The organism is Streptomyces sp. SCSIO 75703 (assembly GCF_036607905.1).
In the GTDB taxonomy this organism is placed as follows: domain Bacteria; phylum Actinomycetota; class Actinomycetes; order Streptomycetales; family Streptomycetaceae; genus Streptomyces.
The window spans coordinates 2,149,610-2,172,503 of sequence record NZ_CP144555.1; the positions used below are offsets into that span (position 1 = coordinate 2,149,610).

At 74.9% G+C, this 22,894-nt stretch carries 13 protein-coding genes; 9 read left to right on the forward strand and 4 right to left on the reverse strand.

The annotated features are described in order from the left end of the window. Positions 1–32 precede the first annotated feature (32 nt). The 4 genes from VM636_RS09235 (at position 33) to VM636_RS09250 (ending at position 6,339) form a co-directional block, all read left to right on the forward strand. Entirely contained in the window at positions 33–1,766 is a 1,734-nt protein-coding gene (locus VM636_RS09235) for an ABC transporter ATP-binding protein (RefSeq protein WP_338486341.1), read from the forward strand. Continuing rightward, positions 1,763–3,538 (forward strand): ABC transporter ATP-binding protein, encoded by a 1,776-nt coding sequence (locus VM636_RS09240; RefSeq protein ID WP_053913605.1) that lies wholly within the window; start codon positions 1,763–1,765, stop codon positions 3,536–3,538. Before VM636_RS09235 ends, VM636_RS09240 begins: the two co-directional genes overlap by 4 nt. 560 nt (positions 3,539–4,098) lie before the next feature. Continuing rightward, a complete protein-coding gene (locus tag VM636_RS09245; RefSeq protein ID WP_030421360.1) occupies positions 4,099–5,748 on the forward strand; it encodes a M4 family metallopeptidase in 1,650 nt (549 codons plus the stop codon). Between the two features lie 81 nt (positions 5,749–5,829). Then, positions 5,830–6,339, forward strand: coding sequence for a DUF1990 domain-containing protein (locus VM636_RS09250; protein ID WP_030421361.1), 510 nt, complete (start codon positions 5,830–5,832; stop codon positions 6,337–6,339). Positions 6,340–6,424: 85 nt separating this feature from the next. Here the strand turns inward: VM636_RS09250 and VM636_RS09255 are convergent, their stop codons facing one another. Further along, positions 6,425–9,043, reverse strand: coding sequence for a glycosyltransferase family 1 protein (locus VM636_RS09255; protein ID WP_030421362.1), 2,619 nt, complete (start codon positions 9,041–9,043; stop codon positions 6,425–6,427). A gap of 891 nt (positions 9,044–9,934) precedes the next feature. Between VM636_RS09255 and VM636_RS09260 the strand changes: the two genes are divergently transcribed. Then, a complete protein-coding gene (locus tag VM636_RS09260; protein WP_338484263.1) occupies positions 9,935–11,353 on the forward strand; it encodes a maltokinase in 1,419 nt (472 codons plus the stop codon). Positions 11,354–11,715: 362 nt separating this feature from the next. On the opposite strand, the gene VM636_RS09265 is transcribed toward VM636_RS09260, so the two are convergent. Next, entirely contained in the window at positions 11,716–13,959 is a 2,244-nt protein-coding gene (locus VM636_RS09265; protein WP_338484264.1) for an ATP-dependent DNA helicase, read from the reverse strand. 238 nt (positions 13,960–14,197) lie between these two features. Further along, positions 14,198–15,610 (reverse strand): cation:dicarboxylase symporter family transporter, encoded by a 1,413-nt coding sequence (locus VM636_RS09270; protein ID WP_030421365.1) that lies wholly within the window; start codon positions 15,608–15,610, stop codon positions 14,198–14,200. 150 nt (positions 15,611–15,760) lie between these two features. On the opposite strand from VM636_RS09270, the gene VM636_RS09275 reads away from it, so the two are divergent. Together VM636_RS09275 and VM636_RS09280 are read left to right on the forward strand one after the other, a co-directional pair. Then, entirely contained in the window at positions 15,761–17,419 is a 1,659-nt protein-coding gene (locus tag VM636_RS09275) for a sensor histidine kinase (RefSeq protein WP_338484265.1), read from the forward strand. Further along, the gene (locus VM636_RS09280) at positions 17,416–18,102 is read left to right on the forward strand and encodes a response regulator (RefSeq protein WP_030421367.1); all 687 of its coding nucleotides are present in this window, start codon (positions 17,416–17,418) and stop codon (positions 18,100–18,102) included. The genes VM636_RS09275 and VM636_RS09280 overlap by 4 nt, the downstream gene beginning before the upstream one ends. 136 nt (positions 18,103–18,238) lie before the next feature. Here VM636_RS09280 and VM636_RS09285 read toward each other — a convergent pair whose 3' ends face one another. Continuing rightward, positions 18,239–19,264, reverse strand: a complete 1,026-nt coding sequence (locus VM636_RS09285; RefSeq protein ID WP_030421368.1) for an ATP-dependent 6-phosphofructokinase — start codon at positions 19,262–19,264, stop codon at positions 18,239–18,241. 230 nt (positions 19,265–19,494) lie between these two features. Here VM636_RS09285 and pta point away from each other — a divergent pair, with 230 nt between their 5' ends. Next, complete coding sequence (gene pta / locus VM636_RS09290) at positions 19,495–21,588, forward strand: phosphate acetyltransferase (RefSeq protein WP_030421369.1); 2,094 nt, start codon at positions 19,495–19,497, stop codon at positions 21,586–21,588. After that, positions 21,585–22,796: an acetate kinase gene (locus tag VM636_RS09295; protein ID WP_338484266.1), complete on the forward strand. Its 1,212-nt coding sequence runs from the start codon at positions 21,585–21,587 to the stop codon at positions 22,794–22,796. Before pta ends, VM636_RS09295 begins: the two co-directional genes overlap by 4 nt. Positions 22,797–22,894 lie beyond the last annotated feature (98 nt).

The window sequence follows — 22,894 nt, forward strand, 5'->3', positions numbered from 1 at the left end:
CGCCGCGGCATGAGCGGGCCCGCGCCGGCGTGGTGGTCGACGCCCACGAGGACCCGGGCACGCCGGACGCGCGCTCTCCCGTGCGCTACCTGGGGTGGCTGGCCCTGCGGCAGTGGCATCGCTGCGCCTGGGGGGCGGTGCTCTCCAGCGCCTGGATGGTACTGCTGGCGGCGACCCCGTACCTGACGGCGCGGGCGGTCGACGAGGGGCTGGAGCGGGGCGACCTCGGGGCGCTGGCCCTCTGGACGGGCGCCCTGGTGGCGGCGGGCGCGCTCAACGCCTGGCTCGGCATGCTGCGCCACCGCACCATGACGCTGGTGCGGATGGACGCCAACTTCCGCACGGTCAAGGTCGTCGTCGGGCAGGCGGTGCGGCTGGGGGCCGCGCTGCGGCGGCAGACCGGCACCGGCGAGATCGTCACCATCGGGGTCGGCGACGTGCAGACCCTCGGCACCTCGCTGACGGTGCTGGGGCCCGGGGTGGGCGCCCTGGTGGCGTGCGCCGTGGTCGCCGGACTGCTGCTGTCGGTCTCCGTCCACCTGGCGCTGGTGGTGCTGCTCGGGGTGCCGGTGCTCGGGCTGCTGGTCGGCCCGCTGATGGGGCGGCTGAGGGGACGGGAGACGGAGTACCGCGAGGGCCAGTCGCTGCTGACGGCGCGGATCGGGGACCTGGCGGCCGGGCTGCGGGTGCTGGGCGGCCTCGGCGGCAAGGGCCTGGTGGCGGACGCCTTCCGCCGGGACTCGGCGCGGCTGCGCGGGCAGGGCTACCGGGTCGGCGCGGTGACGAGCTGGATCCAGGCGCTCGGCGTGGGGCTGCCGACCCTGTTCCTCGCCCTGGTGACCTGGCTGGCGGCCCGGCAGGCCGTGCGGGGCCACATCAGCGTGGGCGAACTGGTGGCGGTGTACGGCTACGTGGTGGCGCTGACCTGGCCGGTGGCCTTCCTCATCGAGGGCGGTCACCAGATCAGCCGGGCGGTGGTGGCGGCCCGGCGGGTGGTGGACTTCCTGGCTCTGGAGCCGGAGCCCGACGACGGCGTCCGCGAGGCCCCGGCGGAGCCGTCGGTACTGTACGACCCGGCCTCCGGGGTGCGGGTGGCGCCCGGCCGGCTCACGGTGCTGGCGGGAGCGCGGCCCGCCGACGCGGCGGCCGTGGCCGACCGGCTGGGCCGGTACGCGCCCACGGAGGCGACGTGGGGCGGGGTGCCGCTGGAGGACGTGCCGCTCGCCCGGGTGCGCGAGCGCGTCCTCGTCGCCGAGGCGGAGGCCGATCTGTTCGCCGGCCCGCTGCGCGCGCTGCTCGCCGGCCGGGGCGAGGCCGCGGAGGCGGAGCTGATGCGCGCGGTGCGCGCCGCCGCGGCCGAGGACGTCGTCCGGGGGCTGCCCGAGGGACTGGACACGGCCGTCACGGCACAGGGCCGCGGTCTCTCCGGCGGGCAGCGCCAACGGGTGCGGCTGGCACGGGCGTTGCTGGCCGATCCGGAGGTGCTGATCGCGGTGGAGCCGACCTCGGCGCTGGACGCGCACACCGAGGCGCTGGTCGCGGACCGGCTGAGGGCGGCGCGGTCGGGCCGGACGACGGTGGTGTGCAGTACGTCCCCGCTGGTCCTGGACCGGGCGGACCGGGTCTGCCACCTGGTGGACGGCAAGGTGGTGGCGGAGGGCCGGCACCGGGAACTGCTGGCGCGGGAGCCCGGGTACCGGGCCCTGGTCGCGCGGGACGCGGGGGAAGTCGCGCGGGACGCGGGGGAAACGGAGGGCGTGCGATGACGGCCGCGGAGGCGGGCGCGCTGCCCGTGGCGGACCGGGCCGAGGTGCGGCGGGCGGCGGCCGGACTGGTCCGCGCCGACGGGCGGGCCTTCACCGGGGTGCTGCTGCTCAACGCGCTGGCGGCGCTGGCGGGGCTGGCCGGGCCGTGGCTGCTGGGCCGGATCGTGGACGAGGTGCGCGCCGGGGGCGGGGTCGGCGCGGTGGACCGGATGGCGCTGGGCATCCTGCTCTGTTCGGCGGCGCAGTTGCTGCTGTCCCGCTGGGCGCGGTACGCGGGGCACCGCCTCGGCGAACGCGCCCTGGCCCGGGTGCGGGAGCGGTTCGTGGACCGGGCGCTGGCGCTGCCGGCGGCGGTGGTGGAGCGGGCCGGCACCGGGGACCTGACGACACGGGGCACGGCGGACGTGACCGCGGTGGGCGCCACCGTGCGCGACGTCGGGCCGGATTTGCTGGTCAGCGGGGTGCAGGCGCTGTTCCTGGCGGGCGCGGTGTTCGTGCTCGACCCGCTCTTCGGGGCGGTCGCGGTGCTGGGGCTGCTGCCGGTCTGGTGGGCGCTGCGCTGGTACCTGCGCAGCGCGCGGGAGGCGTACCTCGCGGAGGGGGCGGCCACGTCGGAGGTGGCGGAGGTGCTGGCGGCGACGGCGGACGGGGCGCGGACCGTCGAGGCGTTCCGGCTGGGCGGGCGGCGGATCGCGGCGAGCCGTGCGGCGCTGGAGGTCTCGCGGCGCACCCGGATGCGCACGCTCTTCCTGCGCTGCGTCTTCTTCCCGGTGGTGGAGCTGTCGTACGTCCTGCCGGTGGCGGGCGTGCTGTTGGTGGGCGGGGTGCTGCACTCCCGCGGCGCGGTGAGCGTGGGCGCGGTGGTGGCGGGGGCCGTGTACCTCCAGCAGTTGGTGGGTCCGCTGGACACGGTGCTGATGCACGTGGAGCGGTTGCAGAGCGGCGGCGCCTCCTTCGCCCGGGTGGAGGGGCTGGCCGGGGTGCCGGCGGCGGGCGGGCCCGGTGCCGGGGTGCCGGCGGACGACCGGATCGACGTGGCGGGGGCACGGTACGCCTACGACCGGGGCGGCGAGGTGCTGCGCGGGGTGGACCTGACGGTCCGTCCGGGCGAGCGGCTGGCCGTGGTGGGCCCGTCGGGGGCCGGCAAGACGACGCTGAGCCGGCTGCTGGCGGGGGTGGACGCGCCGACCGGGGGGTCGGTGACGGTGGGCGGGGTGCCGGTGGCGGACCTCGGCCCGGAGCGGCTGCGGCGCCAGGTGGTGCTGGTCACCCAGGAGCACCACGTCTTCCTCGGCACGGTCCGCGACAACCTCCTCATCGCCGAACCGGATGCCTCGGACGGGGAGTTGTGGCAGGCGCTGGAGGCCGTGGGCGCGGCGGGGTGGGTGCGGGAGCTGCCGGACGGGCTCGGCACGGCGCTGGGCGGGGACGGCGTCCGGCCGGACGGCTCCGAGGCGCAGCGGCTCGCGCTGGCCCGGGTGGTGCTGGCGGACCCGCACACGCTGGTCCTGGACGAGGCCACCGCCCTGCTGGACCCGGCGACGGCCCGGCACACCGAACGGGCGCTGGCGGCGGTGCTGTCCGGGCGGACGGTGATCGCCATCGCGCACCGGCTGCACACCGCGCACGACGCCGACCGGGTGGCGGTGATGGAGGAGGGCCGGCTGACCGAACTCGGCACGCACGAGGAGCTGGTGACGGCGGGCGGGGCGTACGCGGCGCTGTGGTCCTCCTGGCACGGCGGGTCCGGCTCCGCCCCGCCGGACGGCTGAGCGCACGGCCCGGCGGCCGGCCGGGGCCGGGGCCGCCGGGCGGGGCGGAACGTCCGGGCAGGGCCGGGCAGCCGGCCGGGACCGGGGCTGTCGGCCGGGCGCGCCCTCCGAGGCGCGCGTCCGGATAGCGGACTCACCCCGCCGAAGACCGAACGAATTTCGGCCAAATTGCCGACCCCCGCCTGGCGCGAACCGCTCCCCGGCCCGCCGGAGCCCCCCACCACCCCGGTGGGGGGCTCACGGAGCCCCCCACCCGCCCGGCACCCTCCGCGACACCGCCCGACACGCCCGCACCCCCGGCGACCCCGGCTCCGGGCGAGACCACCGGCCCTCCGCTCTTTGCCGAGCGATGGCACCCGCCTTGCTGTGACATTGCCGAGGTCAGAGGCGTCCGGCGGCACGCGCCTGTCATCCGGACGACGGTTTTCGGTCAACCCCGCCACGCCCTCCTGACATGTACGCGGCAGCGGTGCCACCCTTCCCTCACCCGCCGCACAACTTCGCAGTCCTCCGGCCGGAGCGCCCCACGCCGACCGGACTCCCCCACCGAAGGAGTTCGTGTGACCCCCCTCTTCTCGCGCCACAAGCGCACCACGCTGGCCCTCGCCACCGCGGTCGCCGCCGGCGCCCTGCTCACCACCGGCCTGACCGCCGGCAGCGCCAGCGCCGGCCCGAGCGCACAGCCCGTCCTCGGCGCGGCACCGGTCCCGCTGTCCGTCACCGCGCGCGCCGCGCTCATCGCGGAGCAGCAGGGCGGGGCGGCCCGCACCGCCGGCGAGATCGGCCTCGGCGCCAAGGAGAAGCTGGTCGTCAAGGACGTCGTCAAGGACGCCGACGGCACCGTGCACACCCGCTACGAGCGCACCTACGACGGGCTGCCCGTCCTCGGCGGCGACCTCGTCGTCCACCGCGGTGCGACCGGCGCCACCCAGGGCGTGACGAGAGCGACCGACGCCACGATCAAGGTCGCCACCGTGACGCCGAAGGTCGCCGCGGCCACCGCCGAGCGGCAGGCGCTGTCCGCCGCCGAGGCGGCCGGCTCCAGCGCGGCCGAGGCCGACGCCGCCCCGCGCAAGGTGATCTGGGCGGCGAACGGCACCCCCGTCCTGGCCTACGAGACGGTCGTCGGCGGCTTCCAGGAGGACGGCACCCCCAACGAGCTGCACGTCGTCACCGACGCGGCCACCGGCGCCAAGCTCTACGAGTACCAGGCCATCGAGACCGGCACCGGCAAGAGCCTGTACTCCGGCACCGTCACCCTCGGCACCACCCTGTCGGGATCGACCTACCAGCTCACCGACGCCTCTCGCGGCGGCCACAAGACGTACAACCTGGCCCGCGGCACCTCCGGCACCGGCACCCTGTTCACCGACGCGGACGACGTCTGGGGCACCGGCACCGCCTCCAGCTCGGCCACCGACCAGACGGCCGCCGTCGACGCCGCCTACGGCGCCCAGGTCACCTGGGACTTCTACAAGAACACCTTCGGCCGCAATGGCATCCGCAACGACGGCAAGGCGGCCTACTCCCGCGTCCACTACGGGAACCAGTACATCAACGCCTTCTGGTCCGACGGCTGCTTCTGCATGACCTACGGCGACGGCGCCGGCAACGTCCGCCCGCTGACCTCGCTGGACGTCGCCGGCCACGAGATGAGCCACGGCGTCACCTCGAACACGGCGGGCCTCGTCTACAGCGGCGAGTCCGGCGGCCTCAACGAGGCGACCAGCGACATCTTCGGCACCGGCGCCGAGTTCTACGCCAACAACGCCTCCGACCCGGGCGACTACCTCATCGGCGAGAAGATCAACATCAACGGCAACGGCACGCCGCTGCGCTACATGGACAAGCCGAGCAAGGACGGCGCGTCCAAGGACTACTGGTCCTCCGGCCTCGGCGGCGTCGACGTGCACTACTCGTCCGGCCCGGCCAACCACTTCTTCTACCTGCTCGCCGAGGGCAGCGGCGCGAAGACCGTCAACGGGGTCAGCTACAACTCCCCGACCTACGACGGCTCCACGGTCACCGGCATCGGCCGCGCCAAGGCGCTCCAGATCTGGTACAAGGCACTGACCACGTACATGACCTCCACCACCAACTACAAGGGCGCCCGCACCGCGACCCTGAACGCGGCGTCCGCCCTCTACGGCGCCTCCAGCACCGAGTACCAGAGGGTGGCCGCGGCCTGGACCGCGATCAACGTCACCTGACCGAAGAGGCCGGGGGACGGTGTGCGGATCAGGCCGGGACGGACCTGTCAAGATCCACACACCGGCCCCTAGGCTGAGCCCATGTCCTTCACGTACGACGACGTCGGGGCCACCCGTGACGAGGGAAACTGCCCGCCCGGCTTCCGCCCGCTGCACGTCCGCGCCCGCCTCGGGGAGGGAGAGGCCGTGTTCCGCCGGGCGGTCGAGGCCGTCTTCGGCTGGGAGATGCACCGGGCCCTCGGCATCGGCTTCGCGGCGAGCACCGCTCGGGCGGAGCCCGGCACCGACGTCACCGTCACCCTGGCCGGGGTGATCAAGGCGCCGTGCCGGGTCGTGTGGACGCTGGAGGAGCACCGCCGGGCCGGCTGGGCCTACGGGACGCTGCCCGGCCACCCCGAGTCGGGCGAGGAGGCGTTCGTCGTGGACCGCACCGGTGACGGCACGGTGTGGCTGACGGTCCGTTCCTTCAGCCGCCCGGCCACCTGGTTCGCCCGCGCCGGCGGCCCCGCGGCCCGGGGCTTCCAGCACGCCTACGCCCGCCGCTGCGGAACCGTCCTGCGGCGCATCTGCGACGAGGTCGCCGAGGACTGAGCCCCTGCCCCGCCCGTGGGCACCCCGCGGGCCGAGGCCCCCGCCGGCCCCGCCCGCAAGCACCCCGCGGCGGGGCCGGTGCCGTTCACCGCATCAGCATCCCGGCCGCCTCGCCCTGCTCGCCGGCCGGCAGCGCGACGAGCCCCGGTTCGGCGCCGGAGGCCAGCAGCCGGTGGGCGGGCAGGACGCGCACCGTGTAGCCGAAGGGCCCGGTCCGGTCCAGGGCGAGGGGGCCCTCGTAGACCCACCGGCCGTCCAGGTCGGGACCGCCCGCCGGTTTCAGCGGCACGCAGGCCGCGTCGGTGATGCCGTCCTCGGAGTCGACCCGGCCGGAGACCGCCTGCACCTCGACGTCGTCGGGGACGAGGTCGCCGAGCCCGACGCGCACCCGCAGCCCGAGCGTCGTGCCCAGCTCCGCCGTGGCCGTCGCCGCGGACGTCTCCACGTGCTCGACGCGCACCGCGGGCCAGGCCGCCCGCACCCGCGCCTTCCACTCGGCGAGTTCGCGGGCGGCGTCGGCGTCCATCGCCCGGTGCGCCTCGGCGGCCGGGGTGTAGAGCCGTTCCACGTACTCGCGGACCATCCGCCCGGCCAGCACCTTGGGCCCGAGCAGGCTCAGGGTGCGGCGGACCATCTCGATCCAGCGGTCGGGCAGACCGCTCTCGCCGCGCTCGTAGAAGCGCGGGGCCACCCGCTGCTCCAGCAGGTCGTAGAGGGCGGCGGCCTCCATCGCGTCCCGGCGGTCGGGATCGGTGCCGGGGCCGTCGGCGGTCGGGATCGCCCAGCCGAAGTCGGGCCGGAACCACTCGTCCCACCAGCCGTCCAGCACCGACAGGTTGAGGCAGCCGTTGAGCGCGGCCTTCATCCCGCTGGTGCCGCACGCCTCCAGCGGCCGCAGCGGGTTGTTGAGCCAGATGTCGCACCCCGGGTACAGCTTCCGGGCCATCCCCATGCCGTAGTCCGGCAGGAAGACGATCCGGTGCCGCACCCGCGCGTCGTCGGCGAAGCGCACCAGGTCCTGGATGAGCCGCTTGCCGCCGTCGTCGGCCGGGTGCGCCTTGCCGGCGACCACGATCTGCACCGGCCGCTCCGGGTGCAGCAGCAGGTTCGTCAGCCGTTCCCGGTCGTGCAGCATCAGCGTGAGCCGCTTGTACGAGGGGACCCGGCGGGCGAAGCCGATGGTGAGGACGTCCGGGTCGAGGGCCTCGTCGATCCAGCCCAGTTCGGCGGTGCCGGCGCCGCGCTGCCGCCAGGAGGCCCGCAGCCGTTCCCGCACCTCGGTCACCAACTGCGCCCGCAGCGTGCGCCGCAGCTCCCACACGTCCCCGGCGGGCAGGTCGGCGAGCGCGTCCCAGCGCTCGGAGCCGCCGACGGTGAGCGCTTCCCCGGCCCGCCGCGGGCCGGCCTGCCGGACGCCGAGCCGCAGCACCTCGGGGGCGACCCAGGTCGGCGCGTGCACCCCGTTGGTGACGGAGGTGATGGGGACCTCGGCGGCGTCGAAGCCCGGCCACAGCCCCCGGAACATCTCGCGGCTGACCTGGCCGTGCAGCAGGGAGACGCCGTTGGCGCGCTGGGCCAGGCGCAGTCCCATCACGGCCATGTTGAAGAGCTGCGGTTCGCCGCCCGGGTAGGTCTCGGTGCCGAGCCGCAGGACGCGGTCGACGTCGATACGGGGCAGTTCGGCGCCGGGCCCGAAGTGGCGGGCGACCAGGGCGCGGTCGAAGCGGTCGATGCCGGCCGGCACGGGGGTGTGCGTGGTGAAGACGGTGCCGGCCCGGACCGCCTCCAGCGCGGGGTCGAAATCCAGCCCCTCGTCGCAGAGTTCGGCGATGCGCTCCAGGCCGAGGAAGCCGGCGTGGCCCTCGTTGGTGTGGAACACCTCGGGCGCGGGGTGCCCGGTGAGCCGGCAGTACGCGCGCACCGCCCGGACGCCGCCCATGCCGAGCAGCATCTCCTGGTGGAGCCGGTGCTCGCTGCCGCCGCCGTAGAGCCGGTCGGTGACGCCGCGTTCGCCGGGGCCGTTCTCCTCCACGTCGGAGTCGAGGAGCAGCAGTGGGACGCGGCCGACCTGGGCGAGCCAGATCCGGGCGCGCAGTTCCCGTCCGCCGGGCAGGGCGAGGGCGACCCGGGCGGGGGTGCCGTCGGCCTCCTCCAGGAGGGTGAGCGGCAGCTCGTGGGGGTCGAGGACGGGGTAGGTCTCCTGCTGCCAGCCGTCGCGGGACAGGCTCTGCCGGAAGTAGCCGTGCCGGTAGAGCAGGCCGACGCCGACGAGCGGCACCCCGAGGTCGCTGGCGGACTTGAGGTGGTCGCCGGCGAGGATGCCGAGGCCGCCGGAGTACTGGGGCAGCGCGGCGGTGATGCCGAACTCCGGGGAGAAGTAGGCGACGGCGGCGGGCAGCCGGCCGGGCTGCTCCTGGTACCAGCGGTCGCCCCCCGTGTAGCGGGCGAGGTCGTCGGCCGCCGCCGTCAGCCGCTCCAGGAAGCCGGGGTCGGCGGCCAGTTCGGCGAGCCGGGCGGGCGGGACGGTGCCGAGCAGCCGTACGGGGTCGGCGCCGCACGCGGACCAGCACCCGGGGTCGACGGACCGGAACAGTTCGCGGGTCTCCGTGTGCCAGGACCAGCGCAGGTTGCGTGCCAGATCACTGAGCGGCCGGAGGGGGTCGGGGAGAACGGGACGGACGGTCAGTCGACGGATCGCCTTCACACTCCACCTCAGCGCGTTCGCTCGATTGGACGGGGTGGGCGTCACCTCGCCGGGTGCGACGGTACCGGCGGAAGCGGGACGTATGGGGCAGATCGTCCGCATCCGTCCGTGTCGGCCTGAACGGACCCGCCGCCGGACACCGGACGGGCTAATCCCGCCGCACGGCCGACGTGGCGCCGGACCTCTTGGCCCGGACGCGGGGCCACGGGCCACCCGGGGCCCGGCGCCTTCGGCGCGGACGGCCCTCCGCCGCAGCCCCCGTCGCAGACCCCCGTCGCGCGGCGCCGGGACCGCGGGGAAGACGTCCACGGTGCCGCGGCACCCGCCGGCCGCGGTCACCGTGCCGGACACGCTCGGCGCGGGCCCGGAGGCAGACGCCGCCCGGGGCGCGCGCGGCTCGCGCGGGGAAGGCCGCCACCCGGACCCGGCCGTCCGGCGGAGTGACGCACCGGACCGGCGGCGGACCCCGCCTCCTCCACGCGGCGCGGCCTCCGCGCCGCCGCCGGGGTCCGCCGCGACCGGGCACGGGCCGGGCGGCCCTCCTCCCACCCCGCCGTCCTCGGCTTCCTCCGCGCGCAAGAGGACCATCTCGTGCTCCGCGTCCACACCTTCGCGCGGTTCACCCAGCCCACGGAAGTGGATCTGCGCGGCTTCGAAGGCCGGTACCCTGTGGAGCCGTCCGGCGGGGTCCGCTTCCCGGCCATCGGCGAGCTGCCGTACCCGCCGCCCCTCGGGGCCACGGCTTCTCCTGGTCCGGCTGCGCGCGGACGCCGCGCAGGCCCCCGGTCCGGCCGGATCACGCCAGGGCTCGGGGCGGGGCGGTTTTCCCCGTCCCGCCCCGGGCACGCAACCATCACACCCCGCGACGCCCCGGGGAAAGGACGCGACGCCATGCCGGAAGCCGTCATCAGCACCGTCCCGAGCCCGACCGCGCTGCTGGCCTCCCTCGACCCGCTGCTGCGCGCGTGGCTGCCGGGGCGGCGCTGGTTCGCGGGCAAGGGCCGTCCCGTCACCGGCCTGTCCCCCGTCGCCGTCACCGGCCTGCCGCCCTCCCCCGAAGGCGCCCCCGGCGCACCCGCCGCGCTGTACCACCTGCTGGTCCGCGTCCACCAGCCGCCCGCGCCCGGGGCGCCCGAACAGCGCGGCGACTGCTACCAGTTGGTCGTGGGCGTCCGCGAGGTGCTGCCGCCCCGGCTGGCCCCCTCGCTGATCGGGCACGTCACCGGGGGGCCGCTCGCCGGGTACGTCGTCTACGACGCCCTGGACGACCCCGGGCCCGCCGGCACCCTGCTGGAGGCGCTGCGCTCCGGGGCCCGCCTCGGCCCGCTCCGCTTCGAGCGGGACCCGGACCACGAGATCCGCGCGGCTCTGGTGCCCCGGGTGATGACGGCCGAGCAGTCCAACTCGTCCGTGGTCTACGGCGACTCCCTCGTGCTCAAGGTGCTGCGCCGGATCGGCCCCGGCACCCACCCCGACCTGGAACTCCCGCTCACCCTGACCCGCGCCGGCTGCGCCCGGGTACCCGCCCCCGCCGGCTGGATCACGGCCGGACTTCCCGGCGGGCCCTGGCTGTTGGGGGTTCTCCAGCCGTACCTTCAGGGTGCGGACGACGGCTGGGAACTGGCCCTGCGCGAACTGGCCAAGGGGGAGGACTTCGCCGCCGAGGCGCGGGCGCTGGGCCGGGCCACCGCCGAGGTGCACACCGCGCTGGCCCGCGCCCTGCCCACGGTCACCCTCGGGCACCACGCCATGGCCCGCATCGTCGACGGCATGACCGGGCGGCTGGCGGCGGCCGTCCGGACGGTGCCCGCGCTGCTGCCGTACGCGCCCGGACTGCGCACGGCGTTCACCGCCCTCGGCGATCTGGCCGGGCAGGGCCGCACCTGGACCGCGCAGCGCGTCCACGGCGACCTCCACCTCGGCCAGTGCCTGCGGTCGCCGGACGGACGGTGGTCGGTGATCGACTTCGAGGGCGAGCCGGACCGGCCGCCCGAGGAGCGCCGGATGCCGCAGCCGGTGGCGCGCGACGTCGCGGGGATGCTGCGCTCCTTCGACTACGCGGAGCGGTCGGCGGACGCCCCGGCGCCCGGCTGGGCCGAGACCTGCCGGGCCGCGTACTGCTCCGGGTACGCCCGGGTCGCCGGCCACGACCCGCGCACCGACCCGGTGCTGCTGCGCGCCTACGAGACGGACAAGGCGGTCTACGAGGTGGTGTACGAGGCCCGCCACCGCCCGGACTGGCTGCCGGTGCCGCTGGCCGCCGTGCGCCGCCTGGCCGCCCCGGAGCCGGTCCGGAACCGGCCGGCCTGACCTCCTGAACCATCCCCCGGCGAGCGCCGCCTGCCCCGCCTCCCCGCCACGCTCCGGGCTCCGGGCCACGGGACCGCATACGGCTCCCCGGGGAGCCGGCACCGCCGCCCGGCCCCCGCTCGGGACGGGCCCGCCACGGGGCGCCGGGGACGCCCGCCGCCCCCGGCCTGCCACCGTCCGCCATCCCGCCGGCCTCCGCCGGGGCGGCGGCGAGCCCGTCGGGCCGCGGGGCCGCACCTGCGCGTCCCCGCCCGGTCGCCCCGGCCGGGAGGCGGCACGCGCTACCGCCGGCCGCGCCCGGGACCCGGTCCGGCGCGGGGCCGCCACGGCGCCGCCCGTCCGCCCGTCACCCGGGACCGCCGTCAGGCGACGAGCCCCTCGGGCAGGGGGCCGGTGTGCAGCACGCCGAGCCGCTGGGTGGCCCGGGTGAGCGCCACGTACAGGTCGCTCGTGCCGTACCGGCCGGGCTCGACCACCAGCACCGAGTCGAACTCCAGCCCCTTGGCCTGACGCGGGTCGAGCAGGACGACGTCCCGCGTGAGGTCGGGCTCGGCGCCCGCCGTGACGCCGTCCAGCCGGGCGGCGAGGGCGCGGTGCAGTTCACGCGGGGCGATCACCGCGAGCCGGCCCTCCTCGGGCGTCAGCTCCCGCACCGCCCCGGCCACGGCGGACGGCAGGTCGGCGGTGGCCCGCACCCAGGGCGCGGTCCCCGTCGACCGGACCGAACTCGGCGGGTCGAAGGAGGGGTCCGCGGCCCGGACCACGCCCGCCGCCAGCTCCATGATCTCGGCCGGGGTGCGGTAGTTGACGCCGAGCCGGGCGTGGACCCAGCGGTCCTCCACGTACGGGGCGAGGATCTTCGACCAGGAGCCGACGCCCGCCGCCTCGGCGGTCTGCGCGGGGTCGCCGACCAGGGTCATCGACCGGGTCGGGCAGCGCCGCATCAGCAGCCGCCAGGCCATCGGCGACAACTCCTGCGCCTCGTCGACGATGATGTGCCCGAAGGCCCAGGTGCGGTCGGCCGCCGCGCGCTCGGCGGCGCTGCGGTGGTCGTCCTCCTCCTGCCGTTCGGCGAACCGCTCGGCGTCGATGATGTCGTGCGCGGAGAGCACCTCCGCGTCCTCGTCGTCCAGTCCCTCGAACTCGTAGGTGCGCGAGGCGTAGGAGACGTCCAGCACGCCCTGCGCGTAGGCGATCTGCTCGGCCCGCTCCCGTTCGGCGCGCGTACGGGCCACCCGGTCGTCCTCGCCGAGGAGTTCGGCGGCCTCGTCCAGCAGCGGCACGTCCCCCACGGTCCAGTGCCGGGTCACCGGGCGCCGGATCGCGGCGGCGTCCTCCGGGGGCAGGAACTCCTCCGGCGCGGCGAGGAGGTCGGCGACCAGGCGCCGGGCCGTCAGGCGCGGCCAGAGCCGGTCGATGGCCGCCCAGACCTCCGGGTTCTCGGCGAGTTCGTCCCGGATCTGCGTGATGTCGCTCGGGTCGAGCAGGTTCGAGCCGTCGTAGGGGTCGGTGCCGATGCGCTCGGCGACCATGTCGGTGAGGGTGTTGAGCAGATGGCCCTCGAAGTGCTCGCGGGCCGCGTTGTGCGGCAGCCCCACGGCGCGGGTGCGGTCCCGGGCGACCCGCGCGAGGTCGTCGTCGAGGAGCAGGACCTCCCGGTCGTGCTCGATCGCGATCACCGGGTCGGGCAGTGCCTGCCGGGCCCGGACGGCCCGGGCGAGGACGTCGGCCATCTCCGCCCGGCCCTTGACCGCCGCCGCCTCGGGGGTGTCCGCCGCCGTGGCCCGTACGCCGGGGAACAGTTCGCCGACGGTGGACAGGAGCACGCCGGTCTCGCCGAGGGAGGGCAGCACCTCGCCGATGTAGCCGAGGAACGCCGGGTTGGGGCCGACGATGAGGACGGCGCGCTTGGCGAGCAGGTCGCGGTGTTCGTAGAGCAGGTAGGCGGCGCGGTGCAGGGCGACGGCGGTCTTGCCGGTGCCCGGCCCGCCCTCGACGACCAGCACGCCTCGGTGCGGGGCGCGGATGACGCGGTCCTGGTCGGCCTGGATGGTCTGCACGATGTCGCCCATGCGGCCGGTGCGCGCCGCGTTCACCGCGGCGAGCAGCACGGCGTCGCCGGAGGGGTCCTCGTGGCCGGTGCGGGTCTCGTCGCCGAGGTCGAGGATCTCGTCGTGCAGGGCGGTGACGCGGCGGCCCTCACTGGCGATGTGCCGGCGGCGGCGCAGGCCCATCGGGGTGTGGCCGGTGGCCAGGTAGAAGGGGCGGGCGACGTCGGCCCGCCAGTCGATGAGGACCGGGGTGCGCTCGGCGTCCTCGGCGCGCAGCCCGATGCGGCCGATGTGGTGGCTGTCCCCGTCGGCGAGGTCGATCCGGCCGAAGCAGAGGGAGCCGTCGACGGAGTCGAGCGCGGCGAGCAGCCCGGAGCGCTCGGCGACCAGGATGTCCCGTTCCAGCCGGGCCTGCATGGGGGTGTTGCCCTGGGCGAGCGCGTCGGTGACCGAGTCCTCGGTGTCCGCGCGCAGCGCGTCCACCCGGGCGTACAGGCCGTCGACGAATTCCTGCTCGTACCGCAATTCCTCGTCGGGCAATTCGGTGTGAGGCACGTTTGACAATTCTGCTCCCGCCCGGATATACTGAGATCAGTGGACTTCCTCACGACCCTTTTTCCGGAAGTCGTGAACCATTCAATATACGCAGGGAAATCCCCCGGCCGCAATTGCGGCCGGGGGATTTCTTTCTCTGTGCCGACCGGCCGGCCGAGCGGCGGGACCGGCGGTCGCACCGGGCGGCCGAGGGACGGGGGAGCACCTCGGCCGCCCGGGGTCGGGCGGAGCGGCCGGATCAGGCCCGGGCCGGCTCCTTCTCACCGCCGCCGGGCGCGGCGGCCCGGTCCCCGGCGCCGTCCGCGCCGCCGGGGCCGTCGTGGGCGCCGGGGCCGTCGTCCAGCAGCGTCGTCTCGTCGAACGGCGCCCGGCCGGCGAGCACCTCCTCCACGCGGGCCTTGTCGATCTCCTTGGTCCAGGTGCCGACCAGGACCGTGGCGACGGCGTTGCCCGCGAAGTTCGTCAGGGCACGGGCCTCGCTCATGAAGCGGTCGATGCCGACGATCAGGCCGATGCCGTCCACCAGGGCCGGCTTGTGCGACTGGAGTCCGCCCGCCAGCGTCGCCAGACCGGCGCCGGTGACCCCCGCCGCGCCCTTGGAGGCGACCAGCAGGAAGAGCAGCAGCGGCACCTGCTCGCCGATCGACATCGGGGTGCCCATCGCGTCGGCGATGAACAGCGAGGCCATGGTCATGTAGATCATGGTGCCGTCGAGGTTGAAGGAGTAGCCGGTCGGGACGGTGATGCCGACCACCGGCTTGCTGACCCCCAGGTGCTCCATCTTGGCGATCAGGCGCGGCAGCGCCGACTCGGAGGACGAGGTGGACAGGATCAGCAGGAACTCACGGCCCAGGTACTTGAAGAGCGAGAGGACGTTCACCCCGGAGATCAGGCGCAGCAGCGCGCCCAGCACCAGGAAGACGAAGAGGAAACAGGTGAGGTAGAAGCCGAGCATCAGCACGGCGAGGCTCTTGAGCGCCTCCAGTCCGGCCGAGCCGGTGACGGCGGCCATCGCGCCGAAGGCACCGATGGGGGCGGCCCACATGATCATCGCCAGGACGCGGAAGACGAGCCGCTGGATGTGCTCGATGCCGCGCAGCACCGGCTGCCCGGCGGCCCCCATGGCCTGGAGCGCGAAGCCGCACAGCAGCGCGATCAGCAGGGTCTGGAGGACCTCGCCCTGGGTGAAGGCGGAGACGATCGTGGTGGGGATGATGCCCAGCAGGAAGGCGGTGGTGTCCTTCGCCTCGGCGTCGACCTGCGCCTGGCCGGTCTCCTTCACGGCGTCCGTGACCGCGAGGCCCGTGCCGGGGTCGAGGATGTTGCCGACCAGCAGGCCGATGGAGAGCGCCACCAGCGACATGACGAGGAAGTAGGCCAGCGCGATACCGCCGACGGCGCCGACCTTCGCGGCCTTGCGCACCGAGCCGATGCCGAGCACGATCGTGCAGAAGATGATCGGCGAGATCATCATCTTGATCAGGTTGACGAAGCCGGTCCCGATCGGCTTCAGCTCCATCGCGAAGTCGGGCGCGGCCAGACCGACGGCGATACCGAGGGCCACCGCGATGATCACCGCTATGTACAGGTAGTGCGTGCGGTCCCGCTTGGCTCTGGGTGCGGCAGGTGCCGTATCGGCAGGGGTGGTCACGGCGGCCCTCCTTGACGTCGTCGTCGGTTGTCACCGGCGTGCGGCTCACGTCCGGATTCAGGGGAACGGGGCGACTATCTCCAAAGCTGTGAGCGCGGTCACCCTTGCGTTCATTTAGTTCACAATCAGCCACGAGGGAGACTGGCAGGCATGCCCTTCCGCGTCCCGAGACCCCGCAGCCTGGCGGGCCAGCTCTTCGCCATGCAGGCCGTGCTGATCGCGGTCGTCGTCGCCGGATGCGCGCTGTTCACCTACGTCGGCGACCGGCAGCAGGCGGAGGCCGCGGCGGGCCGTCAGGCCAGGTCGGTGGCGCTGACCATCGCCGATTCGCCGTCCGTGACCGAGGCCATCGGCACCGCCGACCCGACCGCCCGGCTCCAGCCGTACGCGGTGCGGGTCATGCGGGACGCCCGGGTCGACTTCGTGACGATCATGGATCCGGACGGCATCCGCTGGACCCACCCCGACCCCCGGCAGATCGGCCACCCCTTCCGGGGGCACATCGAGCGCGCCCAGCGCGGCGCGACGTTCACCGAGACCTACACCGGCACCCTCGGCCCCTCGGTGCGCGCGGTCACCCCGGTCCTCGACGGCGACCGGGTGGTCGGCCTGGTCAGCGCCGGCATCCGGGTGGAGGAGATCAGCAAGCAGGTCCAGGAGCAGGTGGCCGCGCTCCTCCTGGTCGCCGGCGGCGCGCTGCTGCTCGGCGCGGTCGGCACCTACGTGATCAACGCCCGGCTACGCCGTCACACCCACGGCATGAACGCCGACGAGCTGAGCCGGATGCACGACTACCACCAGGCCACGCTGCACGCGGTGCGGGAAGGGCTGCTGATGCTGGACGGGCGGCACCGGGTCGCGCTGATCAACGACGGCGGGCGGGAGCTGCTGGGCCTCGACGGCGACGTGGTGGGCGCGCCGGTGGTGAGCCTCGGGCTGCCCGCGCCGCTGACCGGGGCGCTGCTCGCCTGCGAGCAGCGCAGGGACGAGGTGCACCTGGCGGCGGACCGGGTGCTGGTGGTGAACACCTCGCCGGTCTCCGGCGGGGAGCGGCGCGGCACGGTGGTGACCCTGCGCGACGTCACGGAACTGCGCTCCCTCATGGGCGAGCTGGACTCCGAGCGCGGTTTCACCCAGGCGCTGCGCTCGCAGGCGCACGAGGCCGCCAACCGGCTGCACACGGTGGTCTCGCTGATCGAACTGGGCCGCGCCGAGGAGGCCGTGGAGTTCGCCACGGCCGAACTGGAGCTGGCCCAGGCCCTCACCGACCAGGTGGTGGCGGCGGTGGGCGAACCGGTGCTGGCGGCCCTGCTGCTGGGCAAGACGACCCAGGCCAACGAACGGGGGGTGGAGCTGGTGGTGTCCCGGGAGAACCGGCTGGACGACGGTCTGCTGCCGCCCTCCCTGCCCGCCCGGGACCTGGTCACGATCCTGGGCAACCTGATCGACAACGCCGTGGACGCGGCACAGCGCGGCACGCCCTCGCGGGTCACCGTGGCCGCCTACACGGACACCGGCGGCCCCGTCCCGGAGCTGGTGCTGCGGGTCTCCGACACCGGCGAGGGCGTCGACCCGGCCCACGCCGACCGGCTCTTCGAGCGGGGCTTCTCGACCAAACCGGCCGGCCCCGGCGGGCGCGGCTTCGGGCTGGCGCTGGCCCGCCAGGCGGTGCGGCGCCACGGGGGCGCGCTGACGGTGACGCGGGCCGAGGACGGCGGGGCCCGCTTCGAGGCGCGGCTGCCGCTGGCGCCGACGGGCGGCGCGGCACCCGCCGTGGCCGGGCCGGCCGCGACCGGGGGTGGGCAGTGAGCGCCGGGCAGCCGATCCGGGTCCTGGTCGTCGAGGACGATCCGGTCGCCGCGGACGCGCACGCGATGTACGTGGGCCGGGTGCCCGGGTTCGTCTGCGTGGGCACGGCCCACTCGGGGGCGGAGGCGCGGCGGACGCTGGAGCGCACGCCGGTCGACCTGCTCCTGCTCGACCTGCACCTGCCGGACGTGCACGGGCTGCGGCTGGCGCGTTCGCTGCGGGCGGCCGGGCACCGGGCCGACGTGATCGCGGTGACCTCGGCGCGGGACCTGGCCGTGGTGCGCGAGGGCGTGTCCCTGGGCGTGGTCCAGTACGTGCTGAAGCCGTTCACCTTCGGCACGCTGCGGGACCGGCTGGTGCGGTACGCGCAGTTCCGGGGCACCGCCGGGGAGGCGAGCGGGCAGGCCGAGGTGGACCGGGCGCTCGCCACGCTGCGGGCGCCGGCCCCGGCGGACCTGCCGAAAGGGCTGAGCGGGCCGACCCTGGAGCGGGTGACGGGCGCGCTGCGCGAGGAGGCGGAGGGGCTGACGGCCGCGCGGGTGGGCGAGACCGTGGGCATCTCGCGGATCACCGCCCGGCGCTATCTGGAGCACCTGGTGGAGAGCGGGCGGGCGGTGCGCAGTCCGCTCTACGGGCAGGTGGGGCGGCCGGAACTGGTCTACCGCTGGATCCCCACCCGCTGACCGGGCCCGCGGGAGGTCCCGCGGGCCCGGCCGGCGGCGCGGGGTGCCCGGAAAGAACCCCGGCCGGCGACGCCCAGACGGCCGGAGAGGCCCCGGCCGACGACGCCAGGCCGCCGGAAAGAGGCGGGGGGGGCGGCTAGAAGACGGACTCCGCCTCGTCCATCCGGTCCTTCGGCACGGTCTTCAGCTCGGTGACGGCCTCGGCCAGCGGCACCATGACCACGTCGGTGCCGCGCAGCGCCGTCATCCGGCCGAACTCGCCCCGGTGCGCGGCCTCCACCGCGTGCCAGCCGAAGCGGGTGGCGAGGACCCGGTCGTACGCCGTCGGCGTGCCGCCGCGCTGGACGTGGCCGAGGATGACCGGCTTGGCCTCCTTGCCGAGGCGGCGCTCCAGTTCGTGGGCGAGGGCGGTGCCGATGCCCTGGAAGCGCTCGTGGCCGTACTGGTCGATCTCGCCCTTGCCGTAGTCCATGGTGCCCTCGGCGGGGTGGGCGCCCTCGGCGACGCAGACCACGGCGAACTTCTTGCCGCGGGCGAAGCGCGCCTCGACCATCTTGACCAGATCGCCCGGGTCGAAGGGCCGCTCGGGCAGGCAGATGCCGTGGGCGCCGGCCGCCATGCCGGACTCCAGGGCGATCCACCCGGCGTGCCGTCCCATGACCTCGACGACCATGACCCGCTGGTGGGACTCGGCGGTGGTCTTGAGGCGGTCCATCGCCTCCGTGGCCACGCCGACCGCGGTGTCGAAGCCGAAGGTGCGGTCGGTGGACGAGATGTCGTTGTCGATCGTCTTGGGCACGCCGACCACCGGCAGGCCGGCGTCGGAGAGCATCCGGGCCGCGGTGAGCGTGCCCTCGCCGCCGATCGGGATCAGCGCGTCGATGCCGAAGTCGCGGGCGATGTCCGCCGCGTTCTCGCACGCCTCGCGCAGCCGGTCGCGCTCCAGCCGGGAGGAGCCGAGGATGGTGCCGCCGCGGGCCAGGATGCCGCTGACCGCGTTCAGGTCGAGGCCGCGGTAGCGGCCCTCCAGCAGACCGGCGTACCCGTCCTCGAAGCCGATGACCTCGTCGCCGTAGTTGTCGACCGCTCGGTGCACGACCGACCGGATCACTGCGTTCAGGCCGGGGCAGTCGCCGCCTGCGGTGAGAACTCCGATACGCATCGTGCTGTGTCTCCTGCTCGCTGTTGACGCCGGTGAGCCAGATTCGATTCTTTCACGTCCCCCGGGGAGCCGCCCGACCCCTTCCGGCCCCCGGGAACCGGCCCGGCCGGCCCCCCGCACAGAAGGGCGTCCTATCCGCAGGAGAAGGTACTGTCAAGTGGGTTCCGCTCACCTTCGCGGGTGAATTCTGGGCGCGGGACCCGCCGCCTCAGACGAAACGGAGAGTCCGCGTGACGCGCAGCGTGTACGTGACCGGCATCGACCGCGGCGACGGCCGGCAGATCGTCGAGCTGGGGGTCATGGAACTCCTGACCCGGCAGGTCGACCGCGTCGGCGTCTTCCGCCCCCTGGTGCACGACGGGCCCGACCGGCTCTTCGAGCTGCTGCGGGCCCGCTACCGCCTCGCCCAGGACCCGGCCACCGTCTACGGACTGGGCTACGAGGAGGCGTCCGCGCTCCAGGCCGAGCGGGGCACCGACGAGCTGGTCTCCGCCCTGGTCGACCGCTTCCACCGGGTCGCCCGCGACTACGACGTGGTGCTGGTGCTCGGCACCGACTACGCGGAGACCCAGTTCCCGGACGAGCTGGCGCTCAACGCCCGCCTCGCCAACGAGTTCGGCGCCTCCGTCCTCCCCGTGGTCGGCGGCCGCGGGCAGTCCGCCGAATCGGTGCTCGCCGAGACCCGCAACGCCTTCCGCGCCTACGACGGCCTCGGCTGCGACGTGCTCGCCATGGTCACCAACCGGGTGGCCCGCGAGGACCGGGACGAGATCGCCGCCCGGCTCGCCGACCGGCTGCCGGTGCCGTGCTGGGTGGTGCCCGACGAGCCGGCCCTGTCCGCGCCGCCCGTCTCCCAGATCGTGCACGCGCTCGGCGCGAAGGTGGTCCTCGGCGACGACTCCGGCCTGGCCCGCGACACCATGGACTTCGTCTTCGGCGGGGCCATGCTGCCCAACCTGCTGGCCGCGCTGACCCCGGGCTGCCTGGTGGTCACCCCCGGCGACCGCGCCGACCTGGTGATCGGCGCCCTCGCCGCGCACAGCGCCGGCACCCCGCCGATCGCCGGGGTGCTGCTCACCCTGGACGAGGTGCCCGGCGAGGCCATCCTCACCCTGGCCGCCCGCCTCGCCCCCGGCACCCCGGTGCTCTCCGTGCCGGCCAACAGCTTCCCCACCGCCGAGCGGCTCTTCTCCTTGGAGGGCAAGCTCAACGCGGCCACGCCCCGCAAGGCGGAGACCGCCCTCGGCCTCTTCGAGCGGTACGTCGACACCACCGCCCTCAGCAGCCGCGTCTCCGCGCCCAGCGGCGACCGGGTCACGCCGATGATGTTCGAGCACCAGCTCCTGGAACAGGCGCGAAGCAGACTGCGCCGGGTCGTCCTGCCCGAGGGCACCGAGGAGCGCGTGCTGCACGCCGCCGAGGTGCTGCTGCGCCGGGGCGTGTGCGAGCTGATCCTCCTCGGTCCGGTCGAGCAGATCCGCAAGAAGGCCGCCGACCTCGGCATCGACCTGGGCGACACCACCCTGATCGACCCGGCCACCAGCGAACTGCGCGACGCCTTCGCCGAGCGGTACGCCGCGCTGCGCGCCCACCGGGGCGTCACCGTGGAGCTGGCGTACGACGTGGTCTCCGACGTGACCTACTTCGGCACGCTGATGGTCGAGGAGGGGCTGGCCGACGGCATGGTGTCCGGTTCGGCGCACTCGACGGCGGCGACGATCCGCCCGGCCTTCGAGATCATCAAGACCACCCCGGAGGCGTCGATCGTCTCCTCGGTCTTCTTCATGTGCCTGGCCGACAAGGTCCTCGTCTACGGCGACTGCGCGGTCAACCCGGCCCCGGACGCCGAGCAGCTCGCCGACATCGCCGTGCAGTCGGCCGAGACGGCCGCGCGCTTCGGGGTGGAGCCGAGGATCGCGATGCTGTCGTACTCGACCGGCACCTCGGGCTCCGGCGCCGACGTGGACAAGGTCCGCCGGGCGACCGAGCTGGTGCGCGAGCGCCGCCCGGACCTGCGGATCGAGGGCCCGATCCAGTACGACGCCGCGGTCGAGCCGTCGGTCGCCGCGACCAAGCTGCCCGGCTCCGAGGTCGCCGGCCAGGCGACCGTGCTGATCTTCCCCGACCTCAACACCGGCAACAACACCTACAAGGCCGTGCAGCGTTCGGCCGGGGCCATCGCGGTGGGCCCGGTCCTCCAGGGGCTGCGCAAGCCGGTCAACGACCTGTCCCGGGGCGCCCTCGTCCAGGACATCGTCAACACCGTCGCCATCACGGCGATCCAGGCCCAGCAGTCCCCCGCCGAGGAGGCGTCCGCCCCGTGAGCCCCACCCGTGTCCTGGTCCTCAACTCCGGCTCCTCGTCGGTGAAGTACCAGTTGCTGGACATGCGCGACCACAGCCGGCTGGCGGTGGGCCTGGTCGAGCGGATCGGCGAGGAGACCTCGCGGCTGCGGCACCGGCCGCTGTGGGCGGGCGGCGGGGACCGGGAGCGCGAGGGCGCCATCGCCGACCACGACGCGGCCCTGGAGGCCGTGGCGCAGGAACTGGCCAAGGACGGGCTCGGCCTCGACTCCCCGGAACTGGCCGCGATCGGGCACCGGGTGGTGCACGGCGGCCGGCGCTTCACCGAGCCGACCGTGGTGGACGACGCCGTGCTCGCCGAGATCGAACGCCTGATCCCGGTCGCCCCGCTGCACAACCCGGCCAACCTGACCGGCATCCGCGTCGCCCGCGGGCTCCGCCCGGACCTGCCGCAGGTCGCCGTCTTCGACACCGCGTTCCACACGACGATGCCCGAGTCGGCCGCCCGCTACGCGATCGACACCGAGACCGCCGACCGGCACCGCGTCCGCCGCTACGGCTTCCACGGCACCTCGCACGCCTACGTCTCCCGGGCCACCGCGCGCCTGCTGGGCAAGGAACCCGCGGACGTCAACGTGATCGTGCTCCACCTGGGCAACGGCGCCTCGGCCTCCGCGGTGCGCGGCGGCCGGTGCGTGGACACCTCCATGGGGCTGACGCCTTTGGAGGGGCTGGTGATGGGTACGCGCTCGGGAGACATGGACCCTGCCGTCATCTTCCATTTGATGCGGGTCGGCGGAATGTCCGCCGACGAGATCGACGAACTCCTCAACAAGAGGAGCGGTCTGACCGGACTCTGCGGTGACAACGACATGCGCGAGATCCTCCGCCGGAAGCGGGCCGGTGACGAACGGGCGCGGCTCGCGTTCGACATCTACGTCCACCGGCTGAAGAAGTACGTCGGGGCCTATTACGCCGTCCTCGGACGGGTGGACGCGGTCGCCTTCACGGCGGGGGTGGGCGAGAACTCCGCCCCGGTGCGCGAGGCTGCCCTCGCCGGCCTGGAGACCCTGGGCCTGGAGGTGGACGGCGGGCTGAACACCGCGCCCGGCGACGGGGCGCGGCTCATCTCGCCCGCGCACGCCCGCGTGGCGGTCGCCGTGGTTCCCACGGACGAGGAATTGGAGATCGCCACACAGACCTACGAGCTGGTCGGAAAGGACGGCTGAGGAAGCGCCGGGGCCCGGAGCGGGAATTCACGAGTGAGCACCCCGGCGCCCATCTGTACCTTCCGCCAGACGGAATATTCCGCAGCGAAACAAACAGA

Excerpts from the sequence above, each read along its gene's own strand:
- VM636_RS09285 (WP_030421368.1), bottom strand. The coding sequence starts at position 19,264 with ATGCGTATCGGAGTTCTCACCGCAGGCGGCGACTGCCCCGGCCTGAAC.
- VM636_RS09240 (WP_053913605.1), top strand. The coding sequence starts at position 1,763 with ATGACGGCCGCGGAGGCGGGCGCGCTGCCCGTGGCGGACCGGGCCGAG.
- VM636_RS09275 (WP_338484265.1), top strand. The coding sequence starts at position 15,761 with ATGCCCTTCCGCGTCCCGAGACCCCGCAGCCTGGCGGGCCAGCTCTTC.
- VM636_RS09250 (WP_030421361.1), top strand. The coding sequence starts at position 5,830 with ATGTCCTTCACGTACGACGACGTCGGGGCCACCCGTGACGAGGGAAAC.
- VM636_RS09260 (WP_338484263.1), top strand. The coding sequence starts at position 9,935 with ATGCCGGAAGCCGTCATCAGCACCGTCCCGAGCCCGACCGCGCTGCTG.